Origin of the sequence: Pseudoselenomonas ruminantium, from assembly GCF_900113715.1 — a bacterium.
In the GTDB taxonomy this organism is placed as follows: domain Bacteria; phylum Bacillota; class Negativicutes; order Selenomonadales; family Selenomonadaceae; genus Selenomonas_A; species Selenomonas_A caprae.
In genome coordinates this window covers 122,592-135,607 of sequence record NZ_FOQK01000004.1, presented here as the reverse complement: position 1 = coordinate 135,607, position 13,016 = coordinate 122,592, and the positions used below count along the sequence as shown (strand labels likewise).

Below are 13,016 nucleotides of genomic sequence, written 5' to 3'. Positions count from 1 at the left end.
TAACGCGAATAAGGCAAAAAGTCAACAGTAAAAAGGCAAAAAGTCAAAAGAACAAACTTCTTTATTCCTCTTCCGTCAGCAAGAATTCCTCAAAAGCCCAGTTGCCATACTTCATGCCGAGCTTAGTAAGGCGGACCGCATCGCCATCATCGATGAGAAACCCTTTGGCACTGAGCCGCTGCACGGCCTTTTGATAGACCGAATCCAGCGAGCAGCCGAACTTCTGCTGGAATTGCTGGCGGCTGATGCCCGCCGCTGTGCGCAGGGCCAGGAAGGCAAATTCCTCCATGGCAATCGCCCGCGTCGCCGGCTCTTCAGGCTCGCAGGGGCGCCTGCCCGCCTGTATCAAAGCGATATAGTCAGGAATCCCTGCAACAGCTTCCCAGCGCTGCCCCTCCAGATAAGAATGCGCAGCTGCGCCCAGCCCCAGATACGGCACATCCTGCCAGTAGCTGAGGTTATGACGGCTGGCCAGACCGTCCCGGGCAAAGTTAGAGATCTCATAGCGCTCATAGCCCTTTGCCGGCAGGGCTTCCGTCATATAATCATACATTTCCTCGACAGCTTCATCATCTGGCAGCTCCAGTTTCCCCATTTCCTGCATGCGGGCAAAGGCCGTGCCCTCCTCCAGCTGCAGGCCATAGATCGAGATATGTGCTGGCTCCAAGGCCAGGGCCTGTCCCACACTGGCTTTGAGCTGCGCCAGCGTCTGCCCTGGCAGGCCATACATGAGATCGATGCTGATATTGGAAAAACCCGCTGCCTTGGCCATCGTCACCGCCTGCACAGCCTGCTGCCCATCATGGATGCGGCCGATGCGCCGCAAGAGTCCATCATCGAAGCTCTGCACGCCAAACGACAGGCGGTTGGCACCGTGTATCCGCATCATGGCCAGATAGGCCGCATCAACAGTCCCCGGATTGCACTCCACGGTGAATTCGGCCTGGGCGTCCGCCGGACGGAAAACCGTGCCGATGGCCAGCAGCAGCTGCTCCATCAGCGCAGCCGGCAGAGCCGATGGCGTGCCGCCGCCGATGTAGATAGTCGCAGGATTGCCCCAACGCCGCGCATACGAAGAGCCCCGCACCGCGATTTCCTGGCACAGGGCTCGTACATATTCTTCCATATAGCGCTCCCGCCCGGCAAAGGACGGGAAATCGCAATAGAAGCATTTCTGGCGGCAGAAGGGAATGTGGACATAAACGCCCCATTGCTTCTGTTTCATAGATTTCTCCTATCAGTCAATCTTGAGGATAGCCATGAATGCCTCCTGCGGCACCTCGACGCTGCCGACAGCCTTCATGCGCTTCTTGCCTTCCTTCTGCTTCTCGAGCAGCTTGCGCTTGCGCGAGATATCGCCGCCATAGCATTTGGCCAGGACATCCTTGCGGCGGGCGCGCACATTCTCACGCGCGATGACCTTGCTGCCGATGGCTGCCTGGATGGGAATCTCGAACATCTGCTGCGGGATGATTTCCTTGAGCTTCGCCGCCAGCTGACGGCCACGGCCAGCGGCCCGGTCCTTGTGGACGATAGTCGACAGCGCATCGACCGGGTCACCATTGAGCAGGATATCGACCTTGACGAGTTTCGATTCCTTGTAGTCAGCCAGCTCATAGTCGAGCGACGCATAGCCGCGCGTCGCCGATTTCAGGCGGTCGAAATAATCGAAGATGATCTCATTGAGCGGGATATGATAGGTGATCATGACGCGGTTCGTATCGAGATAATCCATGTTCTTGAACTCGCCGCGCTTGTCCTGCGAGATCTCCATGACCGCACCGACGAAATCATTCGGCACGATGACCGTTGCCTTGACATACGGCTCTTCGATATGCTCGATTTCCGTCTGGGGCGGCAGGTCGGACGGATTGCTGACATTGACTACCGAACCATCCGTCTTATAGACATGGTAGATGACCGAGGGAGCTGTCGTGATGAGCTTGAGGTTATACTCGCGCTCCAGGCGCTCCTGGATGACATCCATATGCAGGAGCCCCAGGAAACCGCAGCGGAAGCCGAATCCCAAGGCAACAGAAGTCTCAGCCTCGAACACGAGAGCCGCATCGTTGATCTGCATCTTCTCGAGGGCATCCTTGAGGTTATCGTAGTCCGAGCTTTCCACCGGATACAGGCCGCAGTAAACCATCGGCGTGACGCCGCGGTAGCCTGGCAGCGGCTCAGCCGCCGGATTGTCGGCAAAGGTGATGGTATCGCCGACGCGCACATCGCGCACATCCTTGAGCGAGCCAGCCACGAAACCGACCTCGCCGACATCGAGATAGCCGACATCCATAGGCTGCGGCTTGAAGCAGCCGACATCGGTGACCTCGAACGTCTTGCCCGTAGCCATCATCTTGAGCTTCATGCCCTTCTTGATGCGGCCCTGCTTGACGCGCACATGCGCAATGACGCCCTTGTACGAGTCAAAATACGAATCGAAGATCAACGCCTGCAGCGGTGCTTCTTCATCACCGCCCGGTGCCGGGATGTACTCCACGATCGCATCGAGGATCTCCTCGATGCCGATGCCCGTCTTGGCCGAGGCCAGCACGGCATTTCCGGTATCGAGGCCGATGCTGTTCTCGATCTCCTCCTTGACGCGATCAGGGTCGGCACTCGGCAGGTCGATCTTGTTGATGACCGGCACGATCTCCAGATCGTTCTCCAGTGCCATATAGACATTGGCCAGCGTCTGGGCCTCGACACCCTGCGCTGCATCGACGACAAGCAAGGCGCCCTCGCAGGCAGCCAGGCTGCGCGATACCTCATAAGTGAAGTCGACATGGCCCGGCGTATCGATGAGGTTCAGCTGGTACATCTCCCCATCCTTGCCCTTGTAGTCGATGCGCACCGTCTGCGCCTTGATCGTGATGCCGCGCTCGCGCTCCAGATCCATATTGTCGAGCACCTGCGCCTCCATCTCGCGCTGCGACAGGGTTCCCGTATATTCGATCAACCGATCCGCAATCGTCGACTTGCCATGGTCGATATGGGCAATGATCGAGAAATTGCGGATATTCTTGTTCTGCATGGTCATTTTCCTTTCAAATAATAATCCATATCCCTGTTATTATATCATCGAACGCCGCCCCCCTGCAAGAAATCCGCAGGAAATACGAATAAAACTGTTGCTTTTTAGAGATTCACATGCTATGATAACAAGGTAACGAATTTGTTAAGGGGGGTGAATTACTTGCCGAATATCAAAGCATCTATTCTTAGTGTAAAATCTGACGCTAAGCGCCATGCAAAGAACGCTGCTGAGAAGTCCCGTGTACGCACTGCTTCCCGTCGTGTTCTCGACGCTGTTGAGGCTGGAAACGCTGACGAAGCGAAATCCCTCCTTACGGTTGCTTGCAAGACGATCGACCAGGCTGCTGCTAACCATGTTTATCATAAGAACGCTGCTGCCCGCAAGAAGTCCCGTCTGGCTCGCAAGGTCAACGCACTCGCTAAGTAATTTTCTCAGATGAGATATAAAGAGGCGGTCGCCTGAGTTGTCATCAACTCAAGCGACCGCCTCTTTTTTTACACAGCCTGTTTTCTTCTTCTCACCAATCATCGGCAGCATCCAGCCGGAAAGCATATGTCGTAGTATAACGTCCCCGGCTGCCATTCATCTTAAAGCGGCAGCCATAGGTAGCTGACACCGCAGCAGCATCCATTGCTGGATAGCCCGAAGATTTTATTACCTCCACCTGCTCGACGGAATCATCGGCTGCCACGAGTATCTGTACCCGTACCGACCCCTCCACACCTTGCCGGCGAAGCTCCTCAGGATAGGCAGGTACTGGCTGATAAACACAGCGGGCCGCTACGCGTCCGCTGCCTGCCGGCGCAGCACCGCTCCCTCCACCAGTACCCGCGCCATTGTCAGTACCATTCCCGCGCCCATGGCCTGAGCCAGTCCCGCCAACGCTATCCTTTTTCCCGCTACCTTGACTAGGCCCCACACTCCCGGCCGCAACAGCATCTGTACCAGCAGCGGTATCTGCCGCTGTTGGTTGCTGCTGCTGTTGCGACGTTTTGGTATAATCTTCACGTATTGCCGGCAACTGCGCAGGCAACGCGATCTCCCAAGACTGTGAAGCTCCTGCGGCAGCCGGCGTTTCGCCAGCATCACCAGGCTGCACAGCATCGCCTGCCGGCAAATCTGCAATCGTCACATCCACTGGCTCACGTTCCTGTACGTCCGGCCGTATCAGCACAAACACCCCGCTTACTGCCAGCAGAAAAAAAAGGCACAAATGCACGAATACCGATATCAGCCAGGCACGACAAGCCACATGATCTTTTTGCATGTCACCTGCTACCTCCAGCCGCATCTGCTGCCAAGCCCACCTTGCTGACGCCAGCGCCCTTGAGCTTATCCAGCAGTCCCAGCACCATACCATAGTCCAACGTCTGATCTGCCCGGACTACCACTGTAAACTGCGGATTCTTCCGCTGCTCGCCAGCAGCCCGCTGCAGAAGATCTGCCTCTGTGATGCTTTTATCCTCCAGCCAAAGGCTACCATCCTTTTTCATGGTTACCACATACGTGACTTTCAGCTTTGTATCTGCATGAGCAGCCTGCGGCATATTGACATCCACAGTCTTGAGGTTGACCATGTACAAGGTACTCATCATAAAAAACACCAATAGGAAAAACATGATGTCAATCATAGGAATGATGATGATTGCCGGTTTTTCCACCTCATGCCGGTTACGAAGCCTCATGCACCGCACCTGCTTTCCCCCAATCAGATTTCCCCGCTTCCACAAGCGAAAAACTCTGTTCCATGTCAGTCACGATGTTTTCCAGCCACTGCGTAAAGAATGCATGAATGGCCAGCGCCATGATAGCGACACAAAGACCAAAGGCCGTGGCAACCAGTGCCTCGCCTACGCCGCCTGTGATAGCCGCCGCTTGTGCAGACTGCACATTGAAAACATTGAAAGCTGATATCATGCCACTGATTGTCCCCAGCAGCCCCAAAAGCGGTGCCATTGTCACAATGACATTCAAATAGTACAGGCGCTGGCGGAACCGCGCCAATGATACCCCCGACTGTATTTCCATAAAGGCCTCAGCCTCCTGCCCGTCCGCCACACGGGCAATAGCCTCGGCAACGATTGCTGCCACACTCCCTTTGCTTTCCTGTGCACATATAACTGCTGCCTTATAGTCTTTCGCCATGACCAAAGCTTGAAAGTTTCGCGCAAACTTCCGGCCCGAATCCATCTGCCGGAAATAATGCCAGCGCTCGATTCCCACAGCCAGTACAAACAGGGAACAACCAAGCAGCAGGTACATGATCAATCCGCCTTTTTGGAACAATGCCCAACCCGCCACGATATTTTCCATCATACGCTTACTCCATTCGCTGCTGCCGATGCAGCAGATACAAGAAATATGGGGTACCGACAAATGCCGTCATGATCCCTACACGGATTTCCGTCCCCGTCAACAACACTCGCCCTGCGGTATCACATAGCAGCAAGAAAGCCCCGCCAGCTATCACACTGGCTGGCAACAGCCGCCGATGGTCCGGGCCGATAAGCATGCGCATCATATGGGGGACCACCAGGCCGACAAAGCCGATATTCCCACTGATGCTCACAGCCGCCGCTGTTGCCGTGGCAGCCAGCAGCAAGAACAGCAGGCGGATGCGCATGACCGGCAAGCCCACGGCTTTGGCCTCTGTTTCCCCCAGCGCCAGGATATTCAGCTGGCGTGCCAGCAGGCACAGGATGACAATGCTGACGCTGATTGGGCCCAATGCCAGGAAAACGTGTTCCCAGCGGCGATAGTCTAGACCACCGATTGTCCAGAAAAGATACTCCTGCATCTTGCTCTCATTGACAGCTGTCAAGATCAGCGCCGTTGTTGCAGCCAAAAACATCCCTACCACAACACCAGCCAGCAGCAGCGTCAATACGGGAATACGGCCGCGCCGCCAAGCCAGTGCCACCGTAAGGCTCACAGCCAGCAGCGCTCCTGCCAGCGCACAAAGCGGCAAGGCAAACAGACTGACTGCCGTCAAGCCGCTGGCAATGGCAGCAATCGCCCCCACAGAAGCTCCGCTGGATACCCCGATGATACCAGGATCTACCAGTGGATTGGCGAACAGGCCCTGCAAAGCAACGCCTGCTGCTGCCAGGCCAGCACCAGTCAAGAATCCCACTAGCGTGCGTGGCAAGCGGATATGCCAGATGACTGCGTCTTCATTGGGAAGTACCTGCCCAGCCGTTCCCAGCCCCATCCCAGCCTGCAGGCTGTCGGTCACGTGGGAAAACGGGATTGCCATCTGTCCCCAGCTCAACGATAATACCATCATCAGCATCAGCCAAATCGACAAGCCAGCCAATACCAATGGGAAATGCAACTTTGCCGATCTCACTGCGTCTCTGCCTCCCCTTGCCCCGGCAGTATTCCCTGCCTTCTTCCTTTTCTTTCGGTGTAGATATCCGCATGTCCTGTAACCGGATGGAAACCGACCTGCACTGGCACACCATAGGCCTCGCTCAGCCGCTCTGCCGTCAACACCTCCGCCGGGACGCCATCAGCCAGCAACTGCCCCTTTCCCAATAGCAGCAGCCGCGAGCAGAAGCGGGCTGCCAAGGACAGATCATGTACCACCAGCAGAACTGACCTGCCCGCCGCACATATGTCACGGCAAAACCGGAACAGCTCCTCCTGATAGAAGAGATCCAGTCCGCTGGCCGGTTCGTCCAGCAACAGAAGCGGTGTCTGCTGCGCCAAAACTTTAGCCAGCAACACCCGCTGGCGCTGGCCGCCAGACAAGGAATTCAAGGGCATGGCAGCCAAGCCGCGTACGGCCATATAGTCCATGCAAGCGGCAGCGATCTGCCGGTCCCTCCCGCTTTCCCGCTGCCACCAGCGAAGATACGGGGACCGTCCCATAAGCACCACCTGCTCCACGGTAAAGGCAAATGGCACCTTGCTTTGCTGCGGAAGATATGCCATTGTCCTGGCAAGTTCCTGTGGTCCATAATCCCCCAGCTGCCGGCCAGCGATACAAACTTCCCCTTCCGCAGGCATCAAGCCGCGGATTGCCTTCAGCAAAGTGCTTTTCCCCGCTCCGTTAGGGCCGATGAGCCCCACCAATTCCCCACTGCCCATGGCAAAGGAAATATCCTGCAAGACCTGCCGCCGATCATACCCCGCCTGCAGCTTCCGTACCATCAACAAGCACTGTTCCATCAGAACGATACCGTTACACCCAGCTGGAAGGAACGCCCCTGCAGCGGATAATATGCCCCCGTATAAGCCGATTTCGGGTAAAGGTAATAAACCTGATTCGTCAAGTTATTGACCTTGAAATACACGCGGATATTCTTGGCCGCAGCATAAGTCGTGTTGAAATCCCAGATTGCATAATGCTTGCAGCCATAAAGCCCCTCATCGAGGCCACTGCCCATCCGCCCCAGCAGATTAGCCTGCCAGCGATTGCAATGATAATGCAGTCCCAGGCGATAGCCATTCGGCTGGTAATACAGTACCTTGGCATCATCGATCTTGCTGTCGATATACGAATAGCCCAGATCATACGACCATTTATCCGACGGCCGGCCTGTGAACGAAATCTGGATTCCCTGTTTTTCCTCCTTCGATACATTGGTCGCATTCGTCAGCATGGTTGCTGGATCATACACCCATTTGATAGCATCGTGAAGTTCACTCCAGAAATAGCTGACGTCCACACTGGCTTTCTTGCCGAAATCATGGCTTACCCCCAGCGTCTCTACATGACCAGCCTCTGGTTTCAAATTCGGATTTCCGCGCATCCATGCATCCGTATAGAACATATCATCAGCCGTCGGCGCCTTGAATACCCGGCCCCAAGAACCATAGATTTTCGTATGCTTATCGGCCCGATAGTTTAATGCGGCTTTAGGTGTCCAATGCGTGCCAAAGGAATCATGATGGTCGACGCGCACCCCTGGTACGAAGAACCATTTATTATCTAAACGGATTGTATCTTGCAAATACATAGCCTGTGTCGTGATTTGCTTATCCACATATCCCGACTGCAGATTGCTGGAATTACTCTGATGCCATTCCGCACCTACGATCAACTTATTGTTCTTCCCCAATTTCCAACCATTCTGATAATCGATACCTTGCATGCGCGTATCGAACTTGCCCTGATAATCCGTTCCCTTGTAGTTGTTGAAATACCGCAGGAATCCCGGTGTTGCCTGCTGCTCCTTGAAATGCCAGGTCACTGCTACGTTATTGTAATTGTGCTCCTGGCGCATCGTCTTGCGGATGATGCCGCTATCGCTGAGCCGATGCTCAAAATTAAGCTGCAGCGAATCATCCTTCGACAGCTGCTTATCCAGCCGCAAGGAGAAACTGCTCTTGCGATAATCGCTGTTTTCCATGCGCTTACTGTCATCGCCATCCCCTTTGTAGTTGAAATAGCTGCGCCTCTGCAAGCCAGCCGTGACAAACCACGACCAGGAATCCTGCGCGCCTTGGTTGGTCAGTTCATACTCATGCGTCCGCCCTGTCCCTGTACTGATATCCACCGTAGTCTCGGCTTTGTTGCCACGGCGCGTAATGATGTTGACCACACCCCCCACGGCATCACTGCCATAAAGCGCCGAGCCAGCGCCTTTGACCACCTCGATGCGCTGGATATTCTTCATCGAAGGCAGCATTCCCAGATTGACGCTGGCCCGGGTCATGGAGCCTTGGTCATTGTTCAGCCGCTGACCGTCCAGCAGGACAACGACACGCTCATCGCCGTTGATGACCACTACAGAATCACCATTGGAATTGCCATTGGTGACCACTACGCCACTGACTTGTGCCAGCGCCTCGCCGACGTTCTGATAGTGATTGGCCGCGATCTGCTCCTCAGTGATCACCGTCACATCTGCCGGTGTGCTCATCCGCGAGGACGGAATCCTCTCCGCCGTGACCACCACATCGCCGAGATCCCCGGTCACTTCCCCGGCCGCACATACCTCCGTACCAAAGCACAACGTACTCATGGCTAAGGCAGCCAATACCTGACACGTCAATCTTTCCTTCATGCTCTGACTCCTCCTGTCATTCATCTACAGCTGATAAATGTTCCTGCGTTCCCTGCGCAAAAGCATCACCATACACACGATAAGCGATTTCCTGCACACCCAGCACGAAATCCTGTGAACAATTATATATATATCCTTCAAACGGTTCGCGCAGGTTTCCCTGTTGGACCGCCTTCAGTCCCTGCAAAGACGGATCGCTAAGATACTCCATCCGGAATTTGCCGATGTCATATTGCCCATGATCGTTATACGTGGGCAGGAACAGGACATCGGGATTGATAGCTACCAGTTTTTCCTTGCTCATCGCCTGCCCATCTTCGATGCCAGCAGCCGCCATGCCATTGACCACTCCCGCATAGTGGCAGGCCTCATCAAAACTGCAGCCACGGCCGCCATAGGTCTTCATCAGCGAAATCAGCACCACGGAGGGACGCTGCTGCTCTGGCAGCTGCGGCAGGCGCTGCTCGATCCAGGCCAGCTTTTCGTCCATTTTCTGCAGCAATATCGTTCCGCGCTGCGGCTCGCCGACGGCCGCAGCGATGAGCTCCACCGTCTCCCGTATCTCCTGCAGATTCTTGGCACCCTTGCAGACCACCACAGGGATTCCCAGATCTCGCAGGGATTGCACACGGGAAATATCGCCCCAATCCGGTACGATGACCAGATCCGGCTGCATCGCAGCGATTTCCTCCACGGACGGATTGCGGACCTTCGTCGCGACCTGCCGCCCAAGCTCCACCACATTAGAACTCACAGGATCATCAAGCATCGCATTGACACCGGCCATCCGCTCGGGTTTCACCAACCCCAGCACAACCTCATCCGTGCTCATCGACAACGTGAGTATCCGCTGCGGTTTATGGGGAATGCTCACCTGCGTTCCCTGTATATCCGTGACCACATAGCCACCCGCTGCCTGTTGTCCAGTCTTGGGCCCACAGCCGGTAAGTGACAGCAAGATGGCCAGCAAGCCAGCCAGGCACCATATCTTCCAACACTTGCGCACACATTCCACTCCTTTTCCTGCACACAAAAAGCCTTCTCCCAAAGGAGAAGGCCGCTAAAAACTGTATACCAAAACTACACTGCAACAGAATCCCACTGCTAATCCCCTCCCCATCGCTCGCAGGTCTAACGGTGATTGTCAATCAGGCAGTTCTCCTGGCTCCAGTTCCTCGCCATCCCGCGCCTTCCCAAGGCTTTCGCCTTAGTGACATACTTGCAGGACAGCTCCCTGTTACAGTGGCGTGACCGCACCGGCATCTACCGGTTTCTCTATTAAGTCTCCCGACACCTGATCCTTGATTTGAAATTGGCTATATCATCATCGGCTGACAACAATAATACTTTGTCATCATAGCATTATAGATATTTATTGTCAACACCCATCAGCCCAGCCGCGCCTGTACCTGCCGGAGCCGCAGTACCAGCAATACCGCACCGGCAAGGATACCTCCAATCAGTCCCAGCCAATAACCATAAGGACCCCAGGACGTATAGTTGGCCAGCCCCCAGCCCAGCGGCAGGCCGATAACCCAAAAGGAGAGCACCGCAAGCAAAAACGTCACATGCACATCCTTATAGCCGCGCAAGGCCCCCTGCAGCGGTGCATTGATACTGTCTGAAACCTGCATGAACACCGCATAGACAAGAAAGCCAGCCAGGATGGGCTGCACCTCGGCACTCGATGTGTAGAGCGATGCGATCTCACTTTTGAACTGGGTCAGGACAAGGGCCAGCGTTCCCACGAAGAGCATCGTCAGCACGCGGCTCAGGCGGATATACTGCTGTGCATCTGCGTAGCGCTTAGCCCCGACCTCATAGCCAACGAGAATCGTCAGCGTCATGCTGACTGCCAGCGGAATCATGTAGACGATAGTCGTGAAATTCATTGCTGCCTGATGAGCGGCAACGATGACCGTGCCATAGGCCGTCATAAATAGGCCCACCGCACCAAAGATGCTCTGCTCACAGAACATGGTGCTGCCAATCGGTATGCCCACACCGAGCTGCTTGCGCCACTCGGCAAAGTCCGGCCGTGGCAATGAACGGAAGACATGATAGCTTTGGAAGGGCTCGCAGTGCGTGACCGCCAGGACATTCAGCAGCAGGTTCAGCGTAAAGGCAATAGCGGAGCCGACGCCCGCGCCAATGCCACCAAAGGCTGGCAGACCAAAATGACCGTACATGAATACATAGTTGAGCGCGATATTCACGGGCACTGTCGTCATCGTGATAAGCATCGTAAGCCGCGTGCGCCCATGGGCATCGATGAAGTTGCGCAACACCGCCGCCAGGAAAATCGGTACAATGCCTGCCGATACCGCCATCAGATAATGCTGCGTGATGTATTCCACCCGCGGCTCCAACGCCAGCAGCGGCAAGATATACGGCACCAAGAGCCAGCCTGCGCCAATAAATAACACCGCAAGTGTCAGTGCCCAATAAAACCCCTGTTTTACGATAAAGCCAATCTTCTCCCGCTTGCCCGCTCCATAGAGCTGCGAAATGGTCGGCGTCAATCCCGAAATGATTCCGAGAAACGCTCCGAAAAATGGCAGGAACAGATTGACGCCCACAGCGACACCTGCCAAATCCTGCTGGCTGATGTGCCCAGCCATGACCGTATTGAAAAACCCAGTTGCCATAAGCGACAGCTGGGTGATGAAGATTGGCAGCAGCACGGCAAAGAACTGCCGTGCTTTTTGTTTATAGCCAATAGTCTTTTTCATTAATTCTCATCCTTATGCAGGCAGCAATTCTTGTACTTCTTGCCACTGCCACAAGGGCATGGCTCATTGCGCCCGACCTTGCGGCGGCGGACCTCCTCGAAGGGGATGATCTTGCCCTGTCCGGCAGCTGCCATGAGCTGTTCCGGCGTATGGCCCTTGAGCGGCCAGAGATGCGTCGAATTGTTATAGGCGATCAAGAGCGGCACGATGGCTTCGGCCTTGCGGTCATCCTTCATGAATCCCAGCTCCGTCAGATAGTCCACAGCTTCTTCCATATTGCCGCCGTTCTGCAGCAGGATGAGGATCTCGCCGACAATATCGGCCGCCTTGAGCACATCACAGCCATGCTCACGCATGAAGAACTGCGCCAGATCCTTATACGCGATGGTCGCATCGATATAGCTTTCCGTACCAGCATCATAGACCTGGCTGTAGCTCAGCGTGGCAAACGGCAGGCTGCCATGCTTGCGCTGCTCGTCTTCGAGCTTGTTCTCATCGATCAGCGTGTAGTATTTGGCGCCCTGCGGCAGTGCCACGAGCGTATTCTGCCAGCACGAAGCATTGAGCATGACACCGACAAAGTCCATGAACGACAGCTGCTCGCGCTGTGCCTCCTCCAGATACGCCGAAACCTGGGCATAGAGCTGGTCGTAGTTCATATAGCCATAGTAGAACAAGCAGCCCGAAGCCAGACGCGTGACTTCCGTATTGAGTTCTGCCAGACTGCGAAAGGCCCCCGAGTCGAGCTTCTTGAACTCAGCCTGTACTTCCTTCGGCATATACCAAGCCAATTTGTCCTCCTGCTTGCCGCAGGAAACGAGACCCAGTCCGCGCAGATAATCCAGCCGCACATCGTCAGCGCGGAATTCCGTCGTCAGGCCATCATGGGCGATAAGATGCTGGAAGCACTCATACTCCTCTTCGAGGATCGAGGGTAACCAGCGCTGGGCAAACTTCAAAATCTCGCCTGCCAGCCGCTCAGCAAGCTCAGCCTTCTTGAGCGAGCTCACCCCCGTCACATTGAGGTTGTAGCGGATGTCGTCCAGCTCTGCCTTCGTCATAGCTTCGAGCATCGGCAAAAGCTCCAGCTTGGCCGGCAGCTTGTGGCGGAACAGAGCCTTGCGGCGCTCTTCCATATCCGCCTTCACCATTTCTTCCAGCGTCTCGTTATTCTGCTCGATTTCCGTTTTCTCTTCCATTATATAATGTCAAATCCTCTCTTTCCCTACTGTC

Annotated in this window: 12 protein-coding genes and 1 riboswitch; of the genes, 1 reads left to right on the top strand and 11 read right to left on the bottom strand. The window is 55.2% G+C overall.

The features are described 5' to 3' along the window. Window positions 1–61: 61 nt before the first annotated feature. On the bottom strand, window positions 62–1,225 hold the full coding sequence (hemW, locus tag BM181_RS03380) for a radical SAM family heme chaperone HemW (protein WP_075442414.1): 1,164 nt from the start codon (window positions 1,223–1,225) through the stop codon (window positions 62–64). A 12-nt stretch (window positions 1,226–1,237) separates the two neighbouring features. Further along, complete coding sequence (gene lepA, locus BM181_RS03375; protein ID WP_075442413.1) at window positions 1,238–3,034, bottom strand: translation elongation factor 4; 1,797 nt, start codon at window positions 3,032–3,034, stop codon at window positions 1,238–1,240. 162 nt (window positions 3,035–3,196) lie between these two features. On the opposite strand from lepA, the gene rpsT reads away from it, so the two are divergent. Continuing rightward, the gene (rpsT, locus tag BM181_RS03370) at window positions 3,197–3,463 is read left to right on the top strand and encodes a 30S ribosomal protein S20 (protein WP_075430466.1); all 267 of its coding nucleotides are present in this window, start codon (window positions 3,197–3,199) and stop codon (window positions 3,461–3,463) included. Window positions 3,464–3,554: 91 nt separating this feature from the next. Here rpsT and BM181_RS03365 read toward each other — a convergent pair whose 3' ends face one another. The 9 genes from BM181_RS03365 to BM181_RS03325 form a co-directional block, all read right to left on the bottom strand. Then, the gene (locus BM181_RS03365) at window positions 3,555–4,304 is read right to left on the bottom strand and encodes an energy transducer TonB (RefSeq protein WP_143092094.1); all 750 of its coding nucleotides are present in this window, start codon (window positions 4,302–4,304) and stop codon (window positions 3,555–3,557) included. A 1-nt stretch (window position 4,305) separates the two neighbouring features. Further along, window positions 4,306–4,722 (bottom strand): ExbD/TolR family protein, encoded by a 417-nt coding sequence (locus BM181_RS03360; RefSeq protein WP_075442411.1) that lies wholly within the window; start codon window positions 4,720–4,722, stop codon window positions 4,306–4,308. Then, complete coding sequence (locus BM181_RS03355; protein ID WP_075442450.1) at window positions 4,709–5,350, bottom strand: MotA/TolQ/ExbB proton channel family protein; 642 nt, start codon at window positions 5,348–5,350, stop codon at window positions 4,709–4,711. The genes BM181_RS03360 and BM181_RS03355 overlap by 14 nt, the downstream gene beginning before the upstream one ends. A 7-nt stretch (window positions 5,351–5,357) precedes the next feature. Continuing rightward, a complete protein-coding gene (locus BM181_RS03350) occupies window positions 5,358–6,329 on the bottom strand; it encodes a FecCD family ABC transporter permease (protein ID WP_075442449.1) in 972 nt (323 codons plus the stop codon). A 53-nt stretch (window positions 6,330–6,382) separates the two neighbouring features. Further along, entirely contained in the window at window positions 6,383–7,192 is an 810-nt protein-coding gene (locus tag BM181_RS03345) for an ABC transporter ATP-binding protein (RefSeq protein WP_256211277.1), read from the bottom strand. Between the two features lie 17 nt (window positions 7,193–7,209). Further along, window positions 7,210–9,051, bottom strand: a complete 1,842-nt coding sequence (locus tag BM181_RS03340; RefSeq protein WP_082336141.1) for a TonB-dependent receptor plug domain-containing protein — start codon at window positions 9,049–9,051, stop codon at window positions 7,210–7,212. A gap of 16 nt (window positions 9,052–9,067) precedes the next feature. Then, window positions 9,068–10,057, bottom strand: coding sequence for an ABC transporter substrate-binding protein (locus BM181_RS03335; protein WP_371263004.1), 990 nt, complete (start codon window positions 10,055–10,057; stop codon window positions 9,068–9,070). A 128-nt stretch (window positions 10,058–10,185) separates the two neighbouring features. Then, window positions 10,186–10,364, bottom strand: a riboswitch (cobalamin riboswitch). A gap of 75 nt (window positions 10,365–10,439) precedes the next feature. Continuing rightward, window positions 10,440–11,783 (bottom strand): MATE family efflux transporter, encoded by a 1,344-nt coding sequence (locus BM181_RS03330; protein WP_075442407.1) that lies wholly within the window; start codon window positions 11,781–11,783, stop codon window positions 10,440–10,442. Next, complete coding sequence (locus BM181_RS03325; RefSeq protein ID WP_075442406.1) at window positions 11,783–12,982, bottom strand: YecA family protein; 1,200 nt, start codon at window positions 12,980–12,982, stop codon at window positions 11,783–11,785. The genes BM181_RS03330 and BM181_RS03325 overlap by 1 nt, the downstream gene beginning before the upstream one ends. Window positions 12,983–13,016 lie beyond the last annotated feature (34 nt).

Bases quoted from the DNA above. Each gene is read 5' to 3' on its own strand.
- BM181_RS03340 (WP_082336141.1), bottom strand. From the start codon at position 9,051: ATGAAGGAAAGATTGACGTGTCAGGTATTGGCTGCCTTAGCCATGAGT.
- BM181_RS03350 (WP_075442449.1), bottom strand. From the start codon at position 6,329: ATGCTGATGATGGTATTATCGTTGAGCTGGGGACAGATGGCAATCCCG.
- hemW (WP_075442414.1), bottom strand. From the start codon at position 1,225: ATGAAACAGAAGCAATGGGGCGTTTATGTCCACATTCCCTTCTGCCGC.
- BM181_RS03325 (WP_075442406.1), bottom strand. From the start codon at position 12,982: ATGGAAGAGAAAACGGAAATCGAGCAGAATAACGAGACGCTGGAAGAA.
- BM181_RS03365 (WP_143092094.1), bottom strand. From the start codon at position 4,304: ATGCAAAAAGATCATGTGGCTTGTCGTGCCTGGCTGATATCGGTATTC.
- lepA (WP_075442413.1), bottom strand. From the start codon at position 3,034: ATGCAGAACAAGAATATCCGCAATTTCTCGATCATTGCCCATATCGAC.
- BM181_RS03330 (WP_075442407.1), bottom strand. From the start codon at position 11,783: ATGAAAAAGACTATTGGCTATAAACAAAAAGCACGGCAGTTCTTTGCC.
- BM181_RS03345 (WP_256211277.1), bottom strand. From the start codon at position 7,192: ATGGTACGGAAGCTGCAGGCGGGGTATGATCGGCGGCAGGTCTTGCAG.
- BM181_RS03355 (WP_075442450.1), bottom strand. From the start codon at position 5,350: ATGGAAAATATCGTGGCGGGTTGGGCATTGTTCCAAAAAGGCGGATTG.
- BM181_RS03360 (WP_075442411.1), bottom strand. From the start codon at position 4,722: ATGAGGCTTCGTAACCGGCATGAGGTGGAAAAACCGGCAATCATCATC.